Below are 23,960 nucleotides of genomic sequence, written 5' to 3' on the forward strand. Positions count from 1 at the left end.
CATCGCTACCAATTCGCGTGATAACTCTTATTATCTGCATTGTGGCAGTTAAATACTTCAGTCCGGAGCAATATTACTAGCCAAGGTCGCCCCAGAATGATTAACTGGTATTGAACTACGGAGACTATTCAGTTTCCCCCAGGAAAAGCAGCCGATACGGCTAGCTCGCCTTATTATGCCGCCACGTTCTGCGCCCACGCTAGCGCTGCCAGATGAGCCGTGTTGACATCGAGCGGACTAAGTTTAAGCGCCGCTGCCAGCGAAAACACCAGATTCGAATTCAGCTCGCAGGCTTCGGCCAGCGCCAGATACGGGCCATATTTGCCATCGCGGTTGCACAAAGCCGCCACCACATCTTCCGGCAACTGAATATTCGCCAGCACCTCGTCCATGCTGATGCCGAGCAGCCTGTCCAGCAGCGAGAACATACCGGCCACAAACACCTGCTCTGCTTCGCTCTTGCCTAGCGCCTGCTGCGCCAGCAGTTCGGCCAGCCGCCCGCGCACCACGGCCGTTTCCAGCAACACAGGCGAATAGCCGGTGGTACTGGCGGTGGCCAGCAGCAGCGTCAGCCAGCGGTACAGCGGCGCATAGCCCAGCAACGCCAGTGCCTGCCGCAGCGACTGGATTTCCCGCCCCGCACCGAAACCGGCCGAATTGATAAAGCGCAGCAGCTTGTAGGACAGCGTGGCATCGCGCTTGAGCACAGCCTCGATCTGGCCCACGTCGGCATTCTGGCGCACCATCTGCATCAGCTGCATGATGATGGTCTGGGCCGGATTCAGGCCCTTCTGGTCTTTGCTGGGGCGCGGCGTCAGGTGCAGCTTGCCGACGAAGGCATTCAGGCCCAGCAGCGCGCAGGCGTCGAAATCGGCCCAGTTGGAAACGGGCCGCGCCACCATGCCTACGGCAGCGTGACGCAGCGCTGCGTAGTTGCGCGCCTGATCGGCCACATCGGCACCGGAGAAGCGCACTTCCACATAGCTGGCAATGCTGGGCAAACGGGTGCCGATGCGCTGCAGGTCGGCTTCGCGTAGCAAAATGCCCACGCCACCGGCGCGCAGCGCCTGCACGGCGGCCATGGTATCAGGGTGGGACAAGGTGGCCGCTTTCAGCGCTAGCACCGTGTGCTGCGGCGGCAGCTGGTGCAAGGCATCGGCCGACAGCATGGTCGGCACGGCTTCAAGGAACAGCGCCTTGTCGCGCAGCAGCCAGTCGCCCTCGGGGCCTACCAACTGTTCGGCCACGAAGGCCAGCAAGAGTTCCTGCTCGGCCGGGGTAGCGGCTGCGGCGGACCAGCACAGCTCGTAACCGAGCACGCGCTGGCGCGCATCGAGCAGGGGTTCACGCACGAGGAAATCAGTCTGATGCATGCTGTAGGGCCCAATGAGAGAGGCCCGCACTAGGCGGGCCGGAGCTGGTCAGAAACCGAGACTGTCGAGCAGGTCATCCACCTGCCCTTGATCGGCCACCACATTTTCGCGCGTCGGGTCGATCTGCGGTCCGTTCAGCAGACCGTTATCGAGTTCCTTTTTCATCTGGTCCGGCGCAAAATCCACCAGCATCTGTACCAGTTGCTGTTCCAGATTCTGCGCAATGGCCGTGACTTTCTTGATCACCTGCCCCGTCAGATCCTGAAAATCCTGCGCCATCATGATATCCATCAGATGGGCTTTGGTCTGGCTCGTGCCCGCTGCGGCCTGATCCAGTGCCGCAATGGTCTGCTGCGCCAGTGCCCGCCAAGCGGCGTTGTCGGCCTGCTCGCCAGCGGCCAGCAAACCATGCCATTCCGCCTTCAGGGTACGGGCATGGCCACCTATCTGGTCCTGCAAGGGGCTGGCCGCATCGGTGGCGTTCAGCACCTTCTGGGCCGCATCTTCACTCAGGCGCGCGACGTAATCGAGACGGTCACGCGCATCCGGGATGTCCGAAGCGGCTTTTTCAATCAGTTTATCTAGCCCCAGACCACGCAAACTGTCATGCAGAGTGCGGGTCATGTGGCCTATACGCGACAGAAACTCCTCATTCGGCACCATGATACCGGTGCCGCCTGGCTGCTCCACCATCCTCAAGCTCCGAGTTTTTCGAAGATCTTGTTCAGTTTTTCATCCAGCGTAGCAGCGGTGAATGGCTTCACCACATAACCATTGGCGCCAGCTTGTGCGGCAGCAATGATGTTTTCCTTCTTGGCTTCCGCAGTCACCATCAGCACTGGCAGTTTGGCCAGAGCGGGATCAGCACGGATGTTTTGCAGCATGGTCAGACCGTCCATATTCGGCATGTTCCAGTCCGACACGACGAAATCGAACGATTCAGCGCGCAGTTTGGCCAGCGCCATCACGCCGTCTTCGGCTTCGTCGACATTGGCATAACCCAGTTCTTTCAACAGATTCCGGACAATGCGGCGCATCGTCGAAAAATCGTCTACGACTAAAAATTTCATCTTTGGATCAGCCATGAATTACTCCGTTGTTTCTCTACGCGGTTGTTAATAGTGTCTGCAATTACCAGCAAGTTGTAGGATAGCATTTTCGTTGCTTGAAGGCGAACAAAGTCGCACTAAAACGTCACACTTGACATTTTATACGCGCAATGCCCGCATTCCGTGTGCCGCCAGATGGCCCAGCACCATGCCCGGCAGTGCCGACAGCGCCCCTACTTCGTGCGCGGCACCGATGGCAATCGCTTCGCGCGGCATACCGAACACCACGCAGCTAGCTTCATCCTGGGCAAAATTATGCGCGCCCGCCTGTTTCATTTCCAGCATGCCGGCCGCACCATCTTTGCCCATGCCCGTCAGGATCACGCCGACGGCATTCTTACCGGCATGCTGCGCCGCCGAGCGGAACAGCACATCCACCGACGGACGGTGACGGTTGACAGGGTCGGCCTGATCGATGCGGGTCATGTAGTTGGCGCCGCTACGGGCCAGATACAGGTGCGAATGGCCCGGTGCGATATACGCGTGGCCGGGCAGAATACGTTCGTTACCGGCCGCTTCCTGCACCGAAATCTTGCACAGCGAATCGAGGCGCTGGGCAAACGAGCGGGTAAAGCCTTCCGGCATGTGCTGGGTAATCAGGATGCCGGGGCAGTCCGACGGCATCTGCATGAGGAATTCGCGGATGGCTTCCGTGCCGCCCGTGGAAGCGCCGATGATGATCAGCTTTTCCGACGACGTCAGCGGGTTGCGCAATTGCGGCAGCTGGCTATGCACTTCGCTGCCGGCAGCGGGCAAGGTACGGGCGCGCACGCGGGCCTTGGCCGCGGCACGGATCTTATCGGTGATCAAGTCGGTGTATTCGCGCATCCCGGCCTGGATAGAAATTTTAGGTTTGGTAACAAAATCGACGGCGCCCAGTTCCAGCGCGCGCATGGTAATCTCCGAGCCGCGCTCGGTCAGCGAGGACACCATCACCACCGGCATGGGGCGCAGACGCATCAGCTTTTCGAGGAAATCCAGCCCGTCCATCTTGGGCATTTCCACGTCCAGCGTCAGCACATCGGGATTGGTCTGCTTGATCAGTTCGCGCGCCACCAGCGGGTCGGGTGCTGTCGCCACCACCTGCATGTCGGGCTGACTGTTGATGATCTCGCTCATGACGCTACGGATCAGCGCCGAGTCGTCCACGATCAATACTTTGGTCTTCATTCCATACTACTTTCCGGGCAAAAAGGCCCTTGCTACTCAGATCAGAACAGATCGATCTCACCACCCACCGGCGCCACTTTGAGGCGGCTGGCGTATTCGATTTCGCGTTTAACCAGCGTGTCGTTATGAGTCTGCATCAGTTTCTTGACCAATACCTTGCCCGTGCGGGGGAAGAAATACACTTTGCGCGGATGCACATCGTTGAGGTCTTCTGCCACCACCCGGATTTTTTCCACTTTCAGGAAATTCAGCACGAAAGCGGCATTGCGTTCGCCTACATTGATTGCGGTAAAACCTTTCAGCACCGCGCCGCCACCGAAGCACTTGGCTTCCAGATTTTCGCGCTTGGCTCCCGCTTTCAGCAAGTCATTGATCAGCACCTCCATGGCATACGTACCATAACGGGCCGAAGCAGAAACCGGGCTATTCGGCTCGCCGCCATCGGGCAGCATGAAGTGGTTCATGCCTCCCAGCCCCGTCACACGGTCGCGGATGCAGGCCGATACGCAGGAACCCAGCACCGTCACGATCAGCATATCCTTGTTGGTGTAATAATACTCGCCCGGCAGGATTTTGGCGGCCTGACAATCAAAGGTGCGATCGTAATAAACGTTGGTGGCAAATTGTTCGAGGTCCATGATTTCCTCTCACAGCCGGGCGACGGCTTTTTGCGCCGCGCCACGATGCTGATCATCCAGTTCATACACGGTCTTGCCGCGCAACTTGAGCGCATCGGACACGTACAGGAAGTTTTCCGAGTGGCCCGCAAACAGCAGCGCGTCGGGTTTCATCAGCGGCACAAAGCGAGACAGGATCTTGCGCTGGGTCGCCTTGTCAAAATAAATCATCACATTCCGGCAGAAGATCACATCGAACTGGCCACTGATAGGCCAGCTTTCCGCCAGCAGGTTAAGCTGCTTGAAGGTAATCAGATTACGTAATTCCGGCCGCACGCGGGCATAGCCGGCCTTGTCACCCTTACCACGCAAGAAGAAGCGGCGCGCCCGTTCCGGCGCCATCTTGTCCAGCCGGTCCATGGTGTAGACCCCGTTGGCGGCATGGGCCAGCACATTGGTGTCGATGTCCGTGGCAATGATGTTGCAATTCGGCGTAAGCGTATTGAACGCTTCGCACACCGTCATGGCGATGGAATATGGTTCTTCGCCGGTGGAACTGGCCGAGCACCAGATATTGATGGTCTCGCGCTTGTGGCGGATATGTTCCGCCAGCAAAGGGAAGTGATGGGCTTCGCGGAAGAACGAGGTCAGATTGGTGGTCAGCGCATTGGTAAAAGCTTCCCACTCTTCGTCACCCAGCCGGCCCGCTTCCAGATCGTCCAGATACTTGCCGAACGATTCGATATTGGTGGCGCGCAGCCGGCGTGCCAGCCGGCTGTACACCATTTCCTGTTTGCTGTCGGCCAGCGAAATACCGGCGCGCTTGTAGATCAGCCCCCGTACGCGCTCGAAATCCTTGGCGTGAAATTCAAATTCTTTGCTGCCCTTGGTATGCGGCATATTCTTAAATCCTTAACTCTGTCGCGAAGATGCCGTGCTAGCCGCACGCTATCCGGCGTGCGGCGCTAGTTCCCAGCTAGGTGCTTAGAACTCTTCCCACTCGTCGCTCGCATTCGCAGCCGGAGTGCTGAGCTTTTTCGGTGCTGCAGCACGCGCTGGCGCAGCGGCCGGACGGGGCGCCGCTACGGCAGGTGCCGGGGCCGGCGCCGGTGCTGGCGCAGCAGCCGGACGTGGCAGCACGCGCGCAGCCGGACGGCGCATATCCTGATCATGCGACAGCTTGAAGATGCTGACCGCCTGCGCCAGCATCTGGGCCTGTTCTTCCATGCTCTCTGCAGCGGCGGCAGCTTCTTCCACCAGCGCAGCATTCTGCTGGGTCATTTCGTCCATCTGGTTGATGGCCTGATTGACTTCCTCGATGCCGTTGCTCTGTTCCTGCGTAGCGGCAGTAATTTCGCCCATGATGTCGGCCACCTGACGAATCGAGGTCACCACCAGATCCATGGTCTGGCCGGCTTCATCCACCAGCTTGCTACCGGCATCGACTTTCTCTACCGAATCGCTGATCAGCTCTTTGATCTCCTTGGCAGCACCAGCCGAACGCTGGGCCAGATTGCGCACTTCCGAGGCCACCACGGCGAAGCCGCGACCCTGTTCACCGGCACGGGCCGCTTCCACTGCCGCATTCAGCGCCAGAATATTGGTCTGGAAGGCGATGCCATCGATCACGCCGATAATGTCCACGATCTTGCTCGACGATGCCTTGATCGAACCCATGGTATCGACCACCTGCGACACCACCATGCCGCCTTTTTCCGCCACCGACGAAGCGGTAACAGCCAGCTGGTTAGCCTGACGGGCATTGTCGGCATTCTGTTTCACGGTGCTGGTCAGCTCTTCCATCGAAGAAGCGGTTTCTTCCAGCGAGCTAGCCTGCGCTTCGGTACGGGCCGACAGATCGGCATTGCCGGAAGCGATTTCCTGCGACGCGGTCGAAATCAGCTCGGTACCGGTACGCACATCGCCCACCGTCTTGGCCAGACTTTCGTTCATGTCTTTCAGAGCCTGCAGCAGTTCGCTGGTTTCGTCATGACCTTCCACATGCACGTGCGAAGTCAGTTCGCCAGCCGCCACTTTCTGCGCCACGGCCACGGCACCGGCCAGCGGTACGGTAATCGAACGGGTGGTGATGGCAGCGCAGAACACACCGATGGCCACGGCCACACCGCCGATCACGAACAGCAGTATCATCAGGCCACGGTCAGCCGTCACGGAACCAGCCATCACTTCGGCTGCATTGGCCTGCTGCATTTCCACCAGCTTGTTAATCAGGCCCAGAGTCTGCTGGTTGAGCGGATCGATACGGCCGGAAATCACTTTGGCCGCGCCTTCGCTGTTAAACGCCAGCACTTGACCGATGGCTTCCTTGAAAGCCTTGTCCACGTCGGCGTCGAGCGCCGCGATTTCGGACAGGGCTTTCTTTTCCGCCTCGCTCAGACCCAGCGCTTTCAGATCGCTGACGGCTTTTTCATAGCGCGCGCGCTGGTCTTTCACCTTCTGCTCTTCTTTCTGCATCAGGCTAACGTCCGATTGCAGGCCGATATTGCGCATGGCAATCCCGGTTTCCAGCATCGCGCTTTTCATGGTGCCGGCCAGCAGATTCTTGCTGGTAGTGAGCTCCAGCCCCTTGGTCAGCTTGCTCTTATTACTGTAGTTCAGGTAGTTGGTCATCAGGACCATGGCTACCAGAATCAGCAATATGGCACCGAAGCCCAGACGCAGCCGTGCACCTATCTTGAAATCGCGTAAATTCATGTTGTTTCTCCCCTAGCTGTCTATGCTGGCAGGCCGCAGTAAATTCCGGGACCTGACCTAATTATGAAACCTGTGCTGCGCACTCTTTTGGGCGCTTATAAGCCTTGCGTACAGTCGTGACGGCGCGGTTTAGGCCGCCAGCTGTTCCATCAATCCCATTTCTTCACTGGCCATCAGCTTGTCGATGTTGACCAGTATCAGCATACGCTCATCGATGGTGCCCAGTCCAACCATATACTCGCTGCTGAAGGCTGTGCCCATCTCCGGTGCCGGCTTGACCTGCTCGGGAGTCAGCGTGGTAACGTCGGAAACCGAGTCCACCACCATGCCCACCACCCGTCCGCTGATGTTGAGAATAATTACCACAGTGAACTGGTCATACACGGGCTCGCCCAGCTGAAACTTGATCCGCATGTCAACCACGGGAATGATGATGCCGCGCAGATTGATCACGCCCTTGATGAATTCCGGCGCATTGGCAATCCGCGTCACGGCTTCATAGCCACGGATTTCCTGCACTTTCAGAATATCGATGCCGTATTCTTCTTTCCCCAGCGTGAAAGCCAGATACTCGTGTCCGGCGATCTCTTCTGCTGCATTGCTTAGTATTTCTGCCATGTCGAAGTCCTTGACGAGAGTTAGCTAAAAATCTGTTCGTCGGCCAGCTGCCGCGACGAGCGGATCAGCGCTGCCACATCGAGAATCAGGGCCACGCCGCCATCGCCGAGGATGGTGGCGCCCGAAATGCCTGCTACCTTGCGATAATTCGATTCCAGATTCTTCACCACCACCTGCTGCTGGCCCACCAGTTCGTCGATGAACAGGCAGGCTTTGCGCCCTTCCGTTTCGATAATGACGACGATGCCCTGGCACGGATCGGTAAAGCGCGGCGTGATATCGAACATCTGGTACAGCGGCACCAGCGGCAGGTATTCGCCGCGCACCTTGATGACGCGCCCCTTGCCGCTGATTTCCTTGACGTCTTCCGGCTCCGGCTGCAGCGATTCCACCACAAAGCCCAGCGGCAGAATATAGACTTCCTCGCCCACGCGGATCGACATCCCGTCCAGAATAGCCAGCGTCAGCGGCAGCGAAATCGAGATCGTGGTGCCGAAGCCGCGCGCCGAACGGATATCCACTACCCCGCCCATGGCGCTGATATTGCGTTTCACCACGTCCATGCCCACACCGCGGCCGGACACGTCGGTGACCTGCTCGGCGGTGGAGAAGCCGGGCGCAAAAATCAGCTGCCAGACCTCGGCATCGCTCATGTTTTCGCTCAGCGGCACACCGTTCTGCTGCGCTTTGGCCAGAATCTTTTCGCGGTTCAGACCACCACCATCATCCGACACTTCGATGATGATGTTGCCACCCTGATGGGCCGCCGACAGGAACAGCCGGCCCGCATCGCTCTTGCCGGCAGCGCGCCGCACGGCCGGCATTTCAATGCCGTGGTCGATCGAATTGCGCACCAGATGGGTGAGCGGATCGACGATACGTTCGATCAGGCCCTTATCGAGTTCGGTGGCCGCACCGTTGGTGATGAAATCGACTTTCTTGCCCAGTTTGGCCGCCAGATCACGCACCATGCGCGGGAAGCGCGAGAACACGAAGTCCATCGGCATCATGCGGATCGACATCACGGCTTCCTGCAGATCGCGCGTATTGCGCGTCAGCTGGCTGACGCCGTTGAGCAGGCGTTCGTGCTTCATCGGGTCGAGGATGCCGACGCGCTGTTCGATCATGGCCTGGGTAATCACCAGCTCGCCCACCAGATTGATCAGCTGGTCGACTTTTTCAATCGAGACGCGGATCGAGGACGATTCGGCACCGGCACCATGGGGCACCGGATGGGCTTTCTCTTCCTTCTTGGCAGCGGCTTTCTTTTCTTCTTCGGCGATCTGCTGCGGCGTCGGCCCGCTGTCGACGATGCCGGCATTGGCGCGGATCTGCTCGACCGGCTGGAAGAAGCCATAGCCACGCGCATCTTCGCTGCTGGCTTCCGCATTGGCGCGGATTTCATCGAGCGGCTGGAAGAAGCCATAGGCTTCGCCATCCTTGGCGCCAGCAGCGGCGGCGCCTTGCGGCTGCAGTTCGGTGCTATCGAAGAAGCCGTAGCCGAGCGCGTTCTCCACTTTGGCCCGTTCCGCCCCTTCCAGCTGGGCCTGCGCATCATCGAGCGGCGGCAGTTCCGTCACTTTCATGTCGTCCGGATTGAGCACGAACGAGCAAATGGCAATCAGGTCATCCAGACTTTCATGGGTGGTGACCAGCATGGCATTGCGGTCTTTATCGAGCGGAGTAATCGACACATGGCCCATCAGGCCCAGTTCGGCGCCGAGCGCCTGCACTTCGCGGTGCGCCATGGCGGGCAGTTCCAGCCGGAAGCGCTTGCCGCCACTATGGTCGACCGCATGGGTCTCGGCGGTATGGAACGACGGCGCAATCGGCGCCATGGCCGTCACGGGCACATCCTGCGCCAGCGACTGCAGCATCATGCGTACATTACCCACCGCATCCTGATCGACGCTGCTACCGTGGCGATGGCCATCGAGCTGCATCTTCAGAATGTCCTTGGCCGCCAGGAAGGCGTCCACATGCTCGGCCGTCAGCGGCATTTCGCCTTTGCGCACGCGGTCCAGCAAGGTTTCCAGAATATGGGTCACTTCGGTCATGTCGGTGATGCCGAAAGTCGACGCGCCCCCTTTAACAGAGTGGGCAGTCCGGAACACCGCATTCAGGTCTTCCGGATCCGGATGGTCGACATCGACGGCCAGCAACAGCCGTTCCATTTCAGCCAGCAATTCTTCGGCTTCATCGAAGAAGACCTGGAAGAACTGGCTAATATCGATGGTCATGGTGATACTCCCTTGGTTACACTCAGCATGATTGCCTGCGCGGGATCAGCCTATGACCTTCTTCACTACCTCGATCAGCCGTTGCGGGTCGAACGGCTTGACCAGCCAGCCGTTGGCACCGGCCGCACGGCCTTTGGATTTCATCTCGTCCGACGATTCCGTGGTCAGCATCAGAATCGGGGTTTTCTGGTAAGTGGGCAGCTCGCGCAGCAGCTTGATCAGCTGCAGGCCGTCCATGCGCGGCATGTTCTGGTCGGTCAGCACCAGATCCACGGTTTGCTGCTTGGCCTTGTCCAGTCCGTCCTGACCGTCCACTGCTTCCACCACCTGATAGCCAGCCGCTTTCAGGCTGAAGGCCACCATCTGGCGCAGGGAACTGGAATCATCAACTGCAAGTATCGTCTTGGCCATTTCTCTTCTCACTCATTAAATTTCGGACTTCAGGGTCCGGTTGATTCATTATCCGGGGCGGCGTTCAGAACAGTTCGATGTCGCCGCTCTCCAGGTGTTGCTGGCTGACCGCCTTGCGCAGCACGCTGCGCAACTCCAGACTCTGGACAGCCAGCGCCATGCTGACCTTGCCGAGCAGGTCGACGATCTCTTCGTTATCGCTTTCGGGCAGCATTTCGGCCCCGTGTGCACTCATGGTACTGAGGAATTCGCGCAGGCCCGTAACACGTTTGAGGGTACGGTCCAGCAGCTGGCTGGTCATGTCCTGGAACTGCAAGCTGGTAATGGCAGCATTCACATAGCCGCCCACCTGCCCCTGCAACGCGGCCAGCTGGGTGCGTTGCTCTTCAGTGACTTCGCCACCGGCCAGCAACTGGGCAATGGTGGCCTGCTCCGCTTCGACGGCCTTGTGGATGGCCATGAAGTTGAAGGACAATTTTTCGATAGCTTCTTCCAGCAGCAGACCAGTCTGTATCAGATCGGTCTCCACTTCGGTCAAATGCTGGCGCCCATGGTCAGCCACGCCCGACATGAGGCGTTTGACATGCGATCCCAGTATCTTTTTTCTCGTCATAACTGTCTCTTTGATGCGGCGCTTATTTGCGCACCGGTGGAACACCGCGCGCTGGTGGCGCTGCGGCGGCCGCTTCTTCCTCCGCCCCGACTTCAATCTGCCGCACGCCATCGCGCAGCACACTTTCCTCGGTACGTTTATTCATCACCAGTATGCTGATGCGACGGTTGACGGGGTTGAACGGGTCAACTTTATCGAGATTGTTGGCCGATGCCAGTCCCACCACGCGCAATACTTTGGACTCGGCCATGCCACCGATAATCAGCTCGCGACGCGAGGCATTCGCCCGGTCAGAGGAGAGTTCCCAGTTACTATAACCGTTGTCGCTAAGAAATGGTGTCGAATCCGTATGACCTGACAAGCCAATCTTGTTCGGAACATCATTGAGTACGAAGCCAATTTCGTGCAGGATCTCGCGCGTGTAAGGCTGCAGCTCAGCTTTGGCAGAGGCAAACATCGGCCGGTTCTGCTCATCGACGATCTGTATGCGCAAACCTTCGCTAGTAATATCCAGCAACAACTGGTCTTTGTATTTTTTCAGCAGCGGGTTGGCTTCGATCTTGTTCTCGATCTTTTCCTTCAGCGAAGCCAGCCGGGTGCTCTCCTCCGCTTCCAGCGCCGCCTTGGCCTGCTGCAGGCTGACCTTTTTGGTCGCATCCTGATCGTTGCTGGCCTTGACCTGACCATCCTGCCGCGTAATATCCTTGCCGCCGCCCTTGATGACGGAAGAACTGTCACCGGCCGCGCTACCACCCGACATCGCCACCTTCAGGGGCTGTTTGAAATACTCGGAAATCCCAGCGAGGTCGCCCTTGGCGGTCGAGCCGAGCAGCCACATCAGCAGGAAGAAGGCCATCATCGCCGTTACAAAGTCGGCATAGGCAATCTTCCAGGCGCCGCCATGATGGCCGCCGCCATGTTTCTTAATCTTCTTGATAACAATGGGCCGTAAGCCTTCTTCAGCCATGCCAGCTCCTTACCCCGTATTCTGCAGTTCCAGCCATGCTCAAGCGGCCGCTCACTTGGATTTCGATTTCTTGATGTGATCCTCCAGCTCGGCGAAGGTCGGGCGCTCGGTCGAATACAGCACTTTACGGCCGAATTCCACTGCCAGCGCAGGGGCATAGCCATTCAGACTGGCCAGCAGCGTGACTTTGACGCACTGGAACATCTTGCTCGACTCATCCAGTTTCTGTTCCAGCAGACCGGACAGCGGACCCACGAAGCCGTAAGCCAGCAGAATACCGAGGAAGGTACCCACCAGCGCGTGCGCAATCAGAATCCCCAGTTCGGCCGGCGGCATACCCACCGATTCCATGGTGTGCACCACCCCCATCACCGCCGCCACGATACCGAACGCCGGCATACCGTCGCCCAGTTTGGCAATCGCGTGGGCTGGCACAGCACCTTCGTGGTGGTGGGTTTCCAGTTCCATATCCATCAGATTCTCGATCTGCATGGCGTCCATATTGCCCGACACCATGAGACGCAGGTAGTCGGTCATGAATTCGACGATGTGGTGATCCGCCAGCACGCTGGGGTATTTACTGAAGACGGGGCTCTGCTCGGGATTTTCGATATCGCCCTCGATCGACATCAGGCCTTCTTTACGTACTTTGGACAGCACGTCGAACAGCAGCGACATCAGTTCCATATACAGGTCTTTCGTATATGGCGAGCCTTTGAGTACGGTAGGCAGTGCTGCCACCGTGGCTTTCAGCGCTTTCGGTGTGTTACCGACCATGAAAGCACCGACGGCGCCGCCGCCGATCATGACCAGCTCGAGCGGCTGGAACAGCGCAGCAAGGTGGCCGCCGGAAGCGGCATAGCCACCGAACACGCCCACGCACACGACCACATATCCAATTATGACTAACAAGTGCCCTGCTCCCTAGAGTGAAAACGGCACTGCCGATAGCAATGTGGCGGCCGATTTCAGAAAAATTTACATATAGAACTACAATAACGCGACTCTAGGGGGAGGAGCAAGAGAATAACGCTAAATGATGCTTAAAAGTACCATATGTAAAGTGGCTTACCGGTCTCTGTGGCATAGATGGTCTGATCGGCTGGTCGTCCCTCTATGGCAAACTCGTAGCTGACCAGCATACTGCCGGCCAGCATCTCGGCGGACGCCTTTTGCCACAAGGCCGGCATGGCAGCCGGTGACAGATAGGCAAAAACCAGTTGAAACTGCGCAAAATCAAGTTTCTCGTAATCACCTAATAAGAACTGTGCGCGGCTGCCACTCAGCATGGCGCGCAGGCGGCTGTACAGCCAAGGCAGGGGCGCCAGTTCGATGCCGACGCAACTCGCCAGCGGACGCTGACGGGCCAGATACAGCACCAGCCCACCCAGCCCGCTACCGATGTCTATCATGCGCACGGGCTGATCGGCCGGCAGAACTTGACGTACAGCATCCCAGATTTCAGGGGTGGAAGGATAGTAAGGCACTTGGGTGCGGAAGGTCGACCAGTACCAGCCCAGCGATAGCAAAAAGGCTAGCAAAAATAGCCATGGCGGCAACTGCAAAGCCAGCGCCAGCATCAGCGTGGCGGGAAACAGCAGCTGTATCCAGCGCCACCAGCGCGCCAGTCCCAGCCGCCAGGTCAGCAGTCCAGCCCAGCCGCCCTGCAGCAGCACGGCACTGTATTCATTCAGGGGGAAATGCAGGCGCGCTAATAAATAGATGGTCAGCAGGGTCAGCGGCATACTGACGCACTGAATAAGCAAAGCGCGTATGGCGGGAGCCCGCCCTACGCGCTGCAGATAGGAAGTTGAAGGTGTGGCGGGCGTCACGCGGCCAGCTGATCGGCGTCGCGGGCTTTCTTGGTCTTGCCGGCGCGCGAAGGCATGTGGCACAGGCCGCAGACATAGCTGCCATGCAGGTCCATGCTGTTGACGACGAATTTACCCTGGCATTTGCCGCAAGGCGCCAGTTCCAGCATTTTGCTGCTGAAGAAACGTACCAGCGTCCACGCGCGCGTCAGCGACAGCAGCGGCTCTTCGCCCGGCTCCGGCGGCATCTGCTCCAGATACAGCTTGTAGGCTTTCATCACGGCTTCGATGCCGGTGGCGCCTGCATGTTCGGTCAGGAACTTGTGGATGTTCATGAACAGCGAGGAATGGATATTCGGCTGCCAGGTCAGGAACCAGTCCGTGGAGAAAGGCAGCATGCCTTTCGGTGGCGACACGCCACGCAGTTCTTTATACAGCTTGAGCAGACGTTCGCGCGACAGCGACACTTCCGACTCCAGCAATTGCAGACGTGCACCCAGTTGGATCAGTTCGATGGCCAGCTGGATTTCCTGGGCTTCCGATACGACGCTTTTCTTGCTCATGATCTGGGCTCCGCTGCAAAAGTCAGTAATTACGCGATTTCTTCGACTGGCTGGCCGGCCATCAGGATGGCGGCGTGCGACTGGGCCAGTACGCGGTCTTTATTGTAATTGGTCAGCATCGACAGGATGGCGCTGTCATCGAAGCGGAAGCGGGCCAGCATCATGTTGCCGCCTGCCAGTTTCAGGATCTGGGCATTGCTCATGCCTTCGATCAGGTCGGCGATCTCGGCAGCGATACCCAGACGGAAGATCGCGGTGACTTTATCAGCGCGGATCATTTGCTGGGCCAGCATCAGGTAGCTCAGGTTGGCGTCGCGAATTTCAGCCATCATATCGTTAGCGGTCATTTCCTTCTCCTCGTCCGTTATCTGCACTTCAGAAACACATTTGCGTTTCCAGTGAGATACATTCTGCGTGAGCAACAAAAAACGGAGTAGTGGACAAACTCCGTATTTTTTTCCGGGAAATGACGAACACGACCAGTCGGTGTTTGTCTGACAAACACACGCCGATCACTCATCTACGCCCTTGCAGCGTAGGAAATTTGCGGTTTTCGATCTTCAAAAAAAGTCCTGCTCTGAAATAAAAACTGCGTTTCTGGCGACTCTTTTTTGCTACATCTAACCCTGTTACGGCAGCTTTTTTAGGAACTTTAGGGTTTTAACGAAAAATTTTTAAATTTTTTTCGATTATTTACACCCACCTACTTGCGCTGCCTGATGACGCTTTTCTGCTCATCATGAAAAGGGTATCGGCAGGGTTTTGGGGAACTTTAGGGTTTTTTTGAAAAAAATCGAAAAATTTTTAAAAAAGTTTGCAAAGCTAGGAAACATGCGGCTTCCAGCCCGTTTTCGCCCTCGCCCTAGCCTATGCGGAGGGCATAAAAAAGCACTTTTAACCTGTTACACTGACATCCTTGGCAATTTATTGAAGCCTAAAGTATCGTCTCCACTTGCAAGAAAGTTACAAAATGACAACTCGCAATGCTTGCCTCGAACGCGACGCGCAGGATCCGCTCGCGCCCTTACGGGCCCAGTTCGATCTGCCTGAAGGAGTAATTTATCTGGATGGCAACTCTCTCGGCGCCCGCCCGCGCGCTGCCCTCCCCCGCGCCCAGCAGGTCATTGCCCAGGAATGGGGGCATGACCTGATCCGCAGCTGGAATACGGCTGGCTGGTTCGACCTGCCTAAACGGCTGGGCAACCGGCTGGCGCCCCTGATCGGCGCGCGCGACGGCGAAGTGGTAGTGACCGATACCACCTCCGTCAATCTGTTCAAGGCGCTGGCCGCCGCCCTGCACATGCAGGCTGGCCAGCCTGAGCGCCGCGTGATCATTACGGAGCGCTCGAATTTCCCCACTGACATCTATATGGCCGAAGGGCTGAGCCGCTGGCTCGAGCGCGGCTACCGCCTGCACCTGATCGACGATGTGGCCGAACTGGCCGGCGCCATCAATCAGCAAACCGCCGTTGTCATGCTGACCCATGTAAATTACCGCACGGGCTACCAGCACGACATGCGCGTCACCAGCGCCCTCGCCCATGCGGCCGGCGCCCTGATCATCTGGGATCTGGCCCACTCGGCCGGCGCCGTGCCCGTCGATCTGCATGCCGATGGCGCCGATCTGGCAGTCGGCTGCACCTATAAATATCTGAATGGCGGCCCCGGTGCACCGGCCTTCATCTGGGTGCCTGAGCGCCATCAGGCACAATTCCAGCAGCCGCTATCGGGCTGGTGGGGCCATGCTGCACCGTTTGCCATGGCACCGGTGTTTGCGCCGGCCGATGGCATCGCGCGCGCCCTGTGCGGCACCCAGCCCATCGTTTCGCTGGCCATGGTGGAATGCGGCCTCGATATCTACGACCAGACCAGCATGACCGCCCTGCGCGCCAAATCGCTGGCCCTGACCGACCTGTTCATCGAGCTGGTGGAGCAGCGCTGCGCCGCCCATCCGCTGGGACTGGTGACGCCGCGCGAACATGCACGGCGCGGCAGTCAGGTCAGTTTCACCCATCCGCATGGCTATGCCGTGATGGCCGCCCTGATCGCCCGTGGCGTGATCGGCGACTACCGCGAACCGGCCATCATGCGCTTCGGCTTTACGCCGCTGTACACCAGCTTTACCGATGTATGGGATGCCGTCGACATCCTGTGCGACATTCTGGACCAGCAGGCATACGATATCCATGCCCGACGCGACGCCGTCACCTGACACGAGAACACTATGACTGACAACAAGACAGCAGCCAGCGGCTGCCCCATGCATGCGCCAGCATCAGCTGCTCCCGCCGGTGACGCCCAGTGGCACGGCGCCCAGATGGATTTCAGCAAGGATATGAGCTATGGCGACTATCTGGGCCTGAACCAGATTCTGACAGCGCAGCACCCGCTCTCGCCCAACCATAACGAAATGCTGTTCATCGTGCAGCACCAGACCAGCGAACTGTGGATGAAGCTGATGCTGCATGAGATGCACGCCGTGCGCGCCCATCTGCAGGCCGACGATCTGCCACCAGCCTTCAAGATGCTGGCCCGCGTGGCCCGTATCATGGACCAGTTGGTACATGCGTGGGATGTGCTGGCGACCATGACGCCGCCCGAATACACCGCCATCCGGCCGTATCTGGGCGCCTCGTCGGGCTTCCAGTCCTACCAGTACCGCGAGATCGAATTCATCCTCGGTAACAAGAACCCGGCCCTGCTTAGCGTACACGCCAGCCACAGCGACACCTACAGTGTGCTGGAACAGGCACTGCACGCGCCTTCCGTGTACGACGAAGCTGTCAAACTGCTGGCGCGCAATGGCTTAGCCATCGCGCCGGAACGCCTGAACGGCGACTGGACCCAGCCTACCCGCGCCGACGAGTCGGTCAAACAGGCGTGGCTCACCGTGTACGGCGACACCGAGCGCTACTGGGCTCTGTACGAACTGGCGGAAAAGTTGGTGGATCTGGAAACGGCGTTCCGTTTCTGGCGCTTCCGCCACCTCAACACGGTGGAGCGCATCATTGGCTTCAAGACAGGTACGGGCGGCACGACCGGCGCCAGCTATCTGCGCAAGATGCTAGACGTGGTGCTGTTCCCCGAATTGTTCGCCCTGCGCACGGAGCTGTAGCACTTCATCCGGCACGGCGGGAACTCGCCCGCCGTACCTCACTCTAAGCTAGACCTTTAACCCGTCGCGCGAGGAGGAAATACGATGAAGCCTATACTGCAACACCGCTGGGCCCGGCTGGCCGCTGCTACGGGCCTGCTATGCGGGCTGGCCGCTGCAATGCCAGCAGCCCATGCTGCTGCCGCCAACTACACGGCCATACTGACGGGCGCGCAGGAAGCCCCGCCCAATACCTCCAGCGCCATCGGCGCCACCGTAGTACGCTTCGATGCCAGCGCGCACACGCTGGAAATCGACACGGCTTTCGGCGGACTGCTAGGCACCAGCACGGCCGCCCACATCCATTGCTGTACCAGCCTCGCTGGTAGCGGCACGGCCCCCGTGATGACGGAACTGCCCTCGCTACTGGGCTTCCCGCTAGGCGAACATTCAGGCGCCTACAGCCATGTGTTCGATACGACACTGAGCAGCACATAGAATCCCGCCTTCATTGCCAGCCACGGCGGCACCATTGCCGGCGCAGAATCAGCCTTCGCCATGGGACTGGACAGCGGCACGGCCTATTTCAACATCCACAGCACGCTCTACCCGCAAGGAGAAATCCGCGGCTTCCTGCAGGCGCCGCCCGTACCCGAGCCGGCCAGCATTGCCATGCTGGGGCTGGGCGTGCCGGCCGTACTGCTGGCGGCACGCCGGCGCCGGCGCAGCTAGCGCTTGCTGCTAATCAGGGGCAGTTCGATATAGCTATCGTGGTAGATGCGCTGGGTGGCTTTACGATAGTCCGCAGGCTGGGCGAAGAAGATATTCGGCACAAAGGTTTGCGGATTACGGTCATACAGGGGGAACCAGCTAGACTGGATTTGCACCATGATGCGGTGCCCCGGCAGAAACACATGGTTGGCCGCCGGCAGTGCAAAGCGGTAGGCCAGCGGCGTATCGGGCGTCAGCGCTTTCGCTTCCGACAGCGACTCGCGGTAGCGACCACGGAAGATATCGGCCGACACCATCAGCTGGTAGCCCCCCATTTCCGGCTGCGCTGCCACCTGATCGGGATACACGTCGATCAGCTTCACCACCCAGTCGGCGTCAGTGCCGCTAGTGGCCGCCAGCAGGTGGGCGATCGGTTCGCCACTGATTTTTACGGGAGCCGTCAGTACCTCGCTGGTATAGCTGAGCACATCAGGGCGGCCGGACGCTTCGCGCTGGTCATCCACCAGCCAGCGTGGCCATGTCAGCCCCTTGGCCTCGTCGTAACCGACAGGCAAGATGGGACGGGCGCGGTAAGGCACGGGTTTGGCCGGATCGGAGACATATTCATCATAGGCCGTGGCCTTGGCAGGCACGGCTGGCGCTGCCACCGGTGCGCGGCCCAGCGCCAGCTTGCTGTCGGGCGCCAGTTTCAGTGCCGTCGGCGTCGTGCTGCAGCCGCTATTGCAGCCACTGGGCCAGCGGTCCAGTGCACGCCATTTATTGCTGCCCGTCTCGAACGCTGACACGGCAGCGATATTGAGCGGTGGTGCCTCATCCTTCAGATAATGGTCGAGGAAGGGACGCAGTATCTCCTGCCGGAAGTGCAACGAAGTATCGCTGCCAAAACGTAGCGCCCCCAGCTTGCTGCCTTCGTCAATGGCACCGCCATGGTTCCACGGCCCCATCACCAGATACACTTGATTATCGCGATCAAGCGGCTTGATGGCCTTGTACACGGCCAGCGCACCATAGATATCTTCGGCATCCCACCAGCTATGCACCAGCATGGTGGGCACTTTCACAGGCTGGCGCGCCAGCACCTGATCCACCGCCTGTTCCTGCCAGAATTTGTCATAGGCCGGATGGCTGCTCAGCTTGCGCCAGAAACCTATCTGATCCAGACCGCGCTGACGTGCCAGCGCACCGGCCGAGCCCGCGCGCAGGAAGGTGTCGTATTCATCATAGTGGCTGCTGTACCACTTCACTTCGCTGCGGCGTGTTGCTACCTGTTCGAGGATGTAGGACAGACTCCCCTGCCGGAATGCGCCATTATGGAACCAGTCATCGCCGCGCCAGCCATCCACCATGGGATTCATGGGCACGGAGGCCTTCAATGCCGGATGAGGATGCACCAGCGCCATCAGCGGCAGATAGCCATCATAGGAAATCCCGATGATGCCCACTTTGCCATTGCTTTCAGGGACGTTATGCGTGAGCCATTCGATGGTGTCCCAGGTATCGGTGGAATGATCGACCGGGGTGGGATTGAAGGTCGAACCGGCCGGCGGCCGGGTCATCACATAATCGCCTTCCGAGCCATGTTTGCCCCGCACATCCTGCATCACCCGGATATAGCCGCCCTGCACCACCACATCGGCGGCATTGTCATAGCCTTGCAGGATGGATTCCAGTTGCGAACTTTCCGCATGGGCCGTCAGTTCGGCCGCGTTATACGGCGTGCGGGTCAGCAGCATGGGGGCACGGCTGGCGCCACGGGGCACGATAATCACCGTATTGAGCTTTACGCCATCGCGCATGGGGATCATCACGCTGCGCTTGACATAATCGTGGCCGTCTACGGGCGCATGGAATTCATCCGGCGTTTCGCTCGGCAGTGCAGGATATAGGGGAGCCGTCGCAGCAGCGGCGGTTGCGGGATTGCCAGTGCTGGAGGTAGTGGCAGTAGGGGTAAGCTGCGCCTGTACCACAGGCGCAAGCAGCATCAGGGCGCTGGCCAGCGCCACTGTGTATCGAGACATGTTTCCTCCCGGAGGTGTGCTTGCAGATGCGCAAACATAGCACACTCCGGCAGGAAGCCAGCAATGCTGTTACTTGGCAGCGCCGTTCAGCAGCATTTCATTGAGGCGCTTGACGAAGGTGGCCGGATCGCTGAGCGAACCGCCTTCTGCCAGCAGAGCCTGATCGAACAGGATGTTGGCCCAGTCGTTGAAGGCCGAACCGGCATCCTGATACTTCAGACGGGTCACCAGCGGGTGGTTAGGGTTGATTTCCAGAATAGGCTTGGATTCCGGCGCATTCTGGCCCGCGGCCTTCAGCATACGCAGCAGGTTGCCCGACAGTTCGTGCTCGTCGGCCACCAGACAGGCTGGCGAATCGGTCAGACGGAAGGTGACGCGCACGTCTTTGGCCTTGTCGGTCAGGGCTTCTTTCATCTTGCCGACCAGATCCTTGTACGAGCTTTCCGTCTCCTCGTGTTCCTTCTTCTCCGCTTCGTCTTCGAGCGCGCCCAGATCCAGACCGCCCTTGGCCACGGAGACCAGTTCCTTGCCTTCGAACTCGGTCAGGAAGGACAGCATCCATTCATCCACGCGGTCGGTCAGCAGCAGAACTTCCACGCCTTTCTTGCGGAAGATTTCCAGATGCGGGCTGTTCTTCGCGGCCACGTAGTTATCGGCCGTGACGTAGTAGATCTTGTCCTGACCTTCCTTGGCGCGGGCGATGTATTGCTCGAACGAGACATTCTGTTCGTCGCTGTCGTTGGCGGTCGAGGCAAAGCGCAGCAGCTTGGCCAGACGGTCCTTGTTGGTGGCGTCTTCGCCGATACCCTCTTTCAGCACCTGACCGAACTCGGTCCAGAAGGTGGTGTACTTGTCTTTCTTCTCCTGCTCGTCGGCATTGGCCAGTTCTTCCAGCATGCCGATGACGCGCTTGGTCGAGCCGTCACGGATCACTTTCACATCGCGCGATTCCTGCAGAATTTCACGCGACACGTTCAGTGGCAGGTCGGCCGAATCGATCACACCTTTCACCATGCGCAGATAGGTCGGCATCAGCTGTTCGGCATCGTCCATGATGAACACGCGCTTGACGTACAGCTTGATGCCGCCGCGCTTGTTGCGGTCCCACAGGTCGAACGGCGCTTTGGCCGGAATGTACAGCAGCTGGGTGTATTCGCTGCGGCCTTCCACGCGGTTGTGGGTATGCGTCAGCGGTGCCTGGAAGTCGTGCGAGACGTGCTTGTAGAACTCGTCGTACTGCTCCGGCGTGATGTCGGCCTTGTTGCGGGCCCACAGGGCGCTGGCCTGATTGACGGTTTCCAGTTCGTCCTTGAGGACGGTTTCCTTCTTCTCTTCGTCCCATTCTTCCTTCTGCATCACGATAGGCAGGGAGATGTGGTCGGAGTATTTACGGATGATGGATTTGAGTTTCCACGACGACAGCAGTTCGTCTTCACCTTCGCGCAGATGCAGGATGATGTCGGTACCGCGGCCCGACTTCTCGATCTGTTCCACCGAATAGTCGCCCTGACCTTCCGATTCCCAGCGTACGCCTTCGCTGGCAGCCGCGCCGGCACGGCGGGTTTCCACCGTGATCTTGTCGGCCACGATGAAGCCCGAATAGAAGCCCACGCCGAACTGGCCGATCAGCGCTGCGTCCTGCTGCTGGTCACCGGACAGCTTGCCGAAGAATTCCTTGGTGCCCGATTTGGCGATGGTACCCAGATGGGAGATCGCTTCGTCACGGCTCATGCCGATGCCGTTATCGGAAATGGTGATGGTGCGTGCGGCCTTGTCAAACGCCACCTTGATTTTCAGTTCGTGGTCATTGCCATACAGCGCATCGTTGTTGATCGCTTCGAAACGCAGTTTATCCGACGCGTCGGAAGCGTTGGAGATCAGCTCGCGCAGGAAAATTTCCTTGTTCGAGTACAGCGAGTGGATCATCAGCTGCAGCAGCTGCTTTACTTCTGCCTGAAAACCTAGGGTCTGCTTTTCGGTATCTGCCATTTTTATAAGCCTTAAATAGTCTTGTGAATAGTCTTGTGAATAGTCTTGTGAATAGTCTTATGCTATGAGTTGCGTTTAGCGCAACAGTTGCCCCTAATTGGGGATGCTCTACGCCATTTCAAGAGCGCGCCAGCTCGCTTTCGAGGAAGCGCCATACTTGCGGGTCCTGCATGGCGGCCACGTTCAGGCGCATGCGGGTGGACGGTAGCTGGGCCGGCGAAAACAGGCTGCCGGGCGCCAGCAGCAGGTTCTGCGCCATGGCCCGCTCGGCCAGTACATTGGTGTCGCGCCCCGCATCGACCCAGACGAACATGCCGGCCGGCGCCGCCACATCCACCTTCAGGCCTACCCGCTCCATCTGGCGGATCGTCTTGGCGCGCAGGCCGTCGAGACGGGCCCGCATACGGTCGGTATGCTTGCGGAAGGTGCCGTCCGACAGCACTTTGTACACCACCCGCTCGCCGATGTCGCTCGTGGTGAGCATGGTCAGCATCTTGCGGTCGGCCAGCCGTTCGGCCCGCTCTGGCGAGGCGGCAATAAAGCCCACGCGCAGATTGGCGGCCATGGTCTTGGAGAAGCCACCCAGATAGATCACGCGCTGCAACTGGTCAAGCGCGGCCAGCCGCGTGGCCGGCTGCACCGCGCTGCCCGGATGCAGGTCGCAGTAGATATCGTCTTCCACGATGACAAAATCATGCTCCTCGGCCAGCCGCAGCACCTGAAACGCCTTGGCCGCCGAGAGCGAGGTAGAACTGGGGTTGTGCAGCACCGAGTTAATGATGAACAGCTTGGGCTTGTGCAGCGCGGCCAGTTCGGCCAGCTTGGCAATATCGGGGCCATCGGCCAGCCGGGGGATGCCCACCACCTTGGCGCCCAGCGCCGCAAACGAGCCGAACATGAGGAACCATGCGGGATCATCGACAAAAATCGTGTCGCCGGGCTGGGTAAATTCGCGCGCCACCAGATCCAGAGCCTGCGTCACACCGGCGGTGGTGACCAGCTGTTCCGGCGCAGCGGCAATTTCCAGTTCCGCCAGCTTGTGCTGGAGCTGCTGGCGCAGGGGCAGAAAACCTTGCGGCACGCCATAACTGAGGAGTACACCGGCATTTTGCCGGCTTACGGCCTTCAATGCATTCGAGATGGCCGCCCCATCGAGCCAGTCGGACGGCAGCACGCCGCTGCCGGGCATCTGCGCATGGGGCATCTGGCGGAACATATTGCGCACCAGCCAGACCACATCGATAGGTTTGACTTCGAAGCCGCTGCCATGACCTGCACCGCGCTGCACCGACTGGCCAGCGGCCACGCCGTGCCCCGCCATGCCGGCCCGCTCGCGCACGAAGAAGCCGGCACCACGGCGCGATTCCAGATAACCGGTCGCCACCAGCCGGTCGTAGCTGGCCACCACCGTGAACGGCGACACCCCGTGGGCAGCTGCGAACGCGCGGATCGACGGCATGCGCGCGCCGCCGCGCAGCAGGCGGTCATCGATGCGGGCCGCAACGGAGCGCACAATCTGGTCGATCAAGGTTTCGCCCGACTCGCGCGACAGCAAACCGAGCAAGGCGCCAGCCGGCGCCGCGCGGCGCGTCCGCACCACACTGGCTGGCACGGCCACGCTGGCCGTATCGGCGGCAATCTGGCTGCTTGCAGCCATGGCGGCCTTTGCAGCGCGGGCTTCGGCGGCTGCCAGCGCTTCCGCTACAGCAGCAGCGGCATTGGCAGCAGCATCGCCCAGCAGCGAGCGGCGTTGTCGTGTATTGGTCATTTTGCCATCACAGTACAGAAATTAACTTTATAAGTGTACTTGTACTGTACTGGCTTTGTCACGTAGCATAAAGTCTAGTAAAAGCCGTTCGTGAGAGATGGCGCCCCACCCTGCCCGACTGGCCGGCAGCATTTTCTGCAACTGGCAGCGCC

At 59.2% G+C, this 23,960-nt stretch carries 22 protein-coding genes and 1 pseudogene; 4 read left to right on the forward strand and 19 right to left on the reverse strand.

Annotated features, from left to right (window positions below):
• Positions 1-173: 173 nt before the first annotated feature.
• The 16 genes from ABNT42_RS10110 to flhD form a co-directional block, all read right to left on the reverse strand.
• On the reverse strand, positions 174-1,373 hold the full coding sequence (locus ABNT42_RS10110) for an HDOD domain-containing protein (RefSeq protein ID WP_348696621.1): 1,200 nt from the start codon (positions 1,371-1,373) through the stop codon (positions 174-176).
• Positions 1,374-1,421: 48 nt separating this feature from the next.
• Positions 1,422-2,066: a protein phosphatase CheZ gene (gene cheZ, locus ABNT42_RS10115; RefSeq protein WP_348696623.1), complete on the reverse strand. Its 645-nt coding sequence runs from the start codon at positions 2,064-2,066 to the stop codon at positions 1,422-1,424.
• A 2-nt stretch (positions 2,067-2,068) separates the two neighbouring features.
• Entirely contained in the window at positions 2,069-2,458 is a 390-nt protein-coding gene (gene cheY, locus ABNT42_RS10120; protein WP_008450066.1) for a chemotaxis response regulator CheY, read from the reverse strand.
• Positions 2,459-2,581: 123 nt separating this feature from the next.
• Positions 2,582-3,652: a chemotaxis response regulator protein-glutamate methylesterase gene (locus ABNT42_RS10125; protein WP_348696625.1), complete on the reverse strand. Its 1,071-nt coding sequence runs from the start codon at positions 3,650-3,652 to the stop codon at positions 2,582-2,584.
• 41 nt (positions 3,653-3,693) lie between these two features.
• Positions 3,694-4,290, reverse strand: coding sequence for a chemoreceptor glutamine deamidase CheD (cheD, locus tag ABNT42_RS10130; protein ID WP_155435061.1), 597 nt, complete (start codon positions 4,288-4,290; stop codon positions 3,694-3,696).
• A 9-nt stretch (positions 4,291-4,299) separates the two neighbouring features.
• On the reverse strand, positions 4,300-5,169 hold the full coding sequence (locus ABNT42_RS10135; RefSeq protein ID WP_348696627.1) for a CheR family methyltransferase: 870 nt from the start codon (positions 5,167-5,169) through the stop codon (positions 4,300-4,302).
• Between the two features lie 84 nt (positions 5,170-5,253).
• Positions 5,254-6,984, reverse strand: coding sequence for a methyl-accepting chemotaxis protein (locus tag ABNT42_RS10140; RefSeq protein ID WP_348696628.1), 1,731 nt, complete (start codon positions 6,982-6,984; stop codon positions 5,254-5,256).
• A 129-nt stretch (positions 6,985-7,113) separates the two neighbouring features.
• Positions 7,114-7,602 carry a chemotaxis protein CheW gene (locus ABNT42_RS10145; protein WP_348696630.1) on the reverse strand — a complete coding sequence of 163 codons (489 nt, stop codon included), beginning with the start codon at positions 7,600-7,602 and terminating at the stop codon, positions 7,114-7,116.
• 20 nt (positions 7,603-7,622) lie between these two features.
• Positions 7,623-9,842 (reverse strand): chemotaxis protein CheA, encoded by a 2,220-nt coding sequence (gene cheA, locus ABNT42_RS10150; protein WP_348696632.1) that lies wholly within the window; start codon positions 9,840-9,842, stop codon positions 7,623-7,625.
• A 45-nt stretch (positions 9,843-9,887) separates the two neighbouring features.
• A complete protein-coding gene (locus tag ABNT42_RS10155; protein ID WP_155435056.1) occupies positions 9,888-10,253 on the reverse strand; it encodes a response regulator in 366 nt (121 codons plus the stop codon).
• Positions 10,254-10,317: 64 nt separating this feature from the next.
• Positions 10,318-10,866, reverse strand: a complete 549-nt coding sequence (locus ABNT42_RS10160; protein WP_348696633.1) for a chemotaxis protein — start codon at positions 10,864-10,866, stop codon at positions 10,318-10,320.
• A 22-nt stretch (positions 10,867-10,888) separates the two neighbouring features.
• The gene (motB, locus tag ABNT42_RS10165; protein ID WP_348696635.1) at positions 10,889-11,833 is read right to left on the reverse strand and encodes a flagellar motor protein MotB; all 945 of its coding nucleotides are present in this window, start codon (positions 11,831-11,833) and stop codon (positions 10,889-10,891) included.
• A 51-nt stretch (positions 11,834-11,884) separates the two neighbouring features.
• Positions 11,885-12,745 carry a flagellar motor stator protein MotA gene (gene motA / locus ABNT42_RS10170; protein ID WP_348696637.1) on the reverse strand — a complete coding sequence of 287 codons (861 nt, stop codon included), beginning with the start codon at positions 12,743-12,745 and terminating at the stop codon, positions 11,885-11,887.
• A gap of 131 nt (positions 12,746-12,876) precedes the next feature.
• Positions 12,877-13,578: a class I SAM-dependent methyltransferase gene (locus tag ABNT42_RS10175; protein WP_348696639.1), complete on the reverse strand. Its 702-nt coding sequence runs from the start codon at positions 13,576-13,578 to the stop codon at positions 12,877-12,879.
• Between the two features lie 83 nt (positions 13,579-13,661).
• Positions 13,662-14,207: a flagellar transcriptional regulator FlhC gene (flhC, locus tag ABNT42_RS10180; protein WP_155435053.1), complete on the reverse strand. Its 546-nt coding sequence runs from the start codon at positions 14,205-14,207 to the stop codon at positions 13,662-13,664.
• Positions 14,208-14,236: 29 nt separating this feature from the next.
• Positions 14,237-14,554, reverse strand: coding sequence for a flagellar transcriptional regulator FlhD (gene flhD, locus ABNT42_RS10185; protein ID WP_155435052.1), 318 nt, complete (start codon positions 14,552-14,554; stop codon positions 14,237-14,239).
• A gap of 623 nt (positions 14,555-15,177) precedes the next feature.
• Here flhD and kynU point away from each other — a divergent pair.
• The 4 genes and pseudogenes from kynU to ABNT42_RS10205 all read left to right on the forward strand — a co-directional run bounded on the left by kynU (position 15,178) and on the right by ABNT42_RS10205 (position 18,033).
• Positions 15,178-16,419 (forward strand): kynureninase, encoded by a 1,242-nt coding sequence (kynU, locus tag ABNT42_RS10190; RefSeq protein ID WP_348696642.1) that lies wholly within the window; start codon positions 15,178-15,180, stop codon positions 16,417-16,419.
• Between the two features lie 12 nt (positions 16,420-16,431).
• Entirely contained in the window at positions 16,432-17,322 is an 891-nt protein-coding gene (gene kynA / locus ABNT42_RS10195) for a tryptophan 2,3-dioxygenase (protein ID WP_348696643.1), read from the forward strand.
• A 159-nt stretch (positions 17,323-17,481) separates the two neighbouring features.
• Positions 17,482-17,925, forward strand: a pseudogene (locus ABNT42_RS10200) (CHRD domain-containing protein); the annotation flags it as partial.
• A 9-nt stretch (positions 17,926-17,934) separates the two neighbouring features.
• On the forward strand, positions 17,935-18,033 hold the full coding sequence (locus ABNT42_RS10205; RefSeq protein WP_348697133.1) for a PEP-CTERM sorting domain-containing protein: 99 nt from the start codon (positions 17,935-17,937) through the stop codon (positions 18,031-18,033).
• Here the strand turns inward: ABNT42_RS10205 and ABNT42_RS10210 are convergent.
• From ABNT42_RS10210 to ABNT42_RS10220, 3 genes are all read right to left on the reverse strand, one after another.
• Positions 18,030-20,051, reverse strand: a complete 2,022-nt coding sequence (locus ABNT42_RS10210) for a CocE/NonD family hydrolase (protein ID WP_348696645.1) — start codon at positions 20,049-20,051, stop codon at positions 18,030-18,032. The genes ABNT42_RS10205 and ABNT42_RS10210 overlap by 4 nt on opposite strands.
• A 69-nt stretch (positions 20,052-20,120) precedes the next feature.
• Positions 20,121-22,040: a molecular chaperone HtpG gene (gene htpG / locus ABNT42_RS10215; protein WP_348696646.1), complete on the reverse strand. Its 1,920-nt coding sequence runs from the start codon at positions 22,038-22,040 to the stop codon at positions 20,121-20,123.
• A gap of 118 nt (positions 22,041-22,158) precedes the next feature.
• Positions 22,159-23,808 carry a PLP-dependent aminotransferase family protein gene (locus ABNT42_RS10220; protein ID WP_348696648.1) on the reverse strand — a complete coding sequence of 550 codons (1,650 nt, stop codon included), beginning with the start codon at positions 23,806-23,808 and terminating at the stop codon, positions 22,159-22,161.
• Positions 23,809-23,960: the final 152 nt, after the last annotated feature.

This window comes from Duganella fentianensis, from assembly GCF_964031615.1.
Lineage (GTDB): Bacteria > Pseudomonadota > Gammaproteobacteria > Burkholderiales > Burkholderiaceae_D > Rugamonas > Rugamonas fentianensis_A.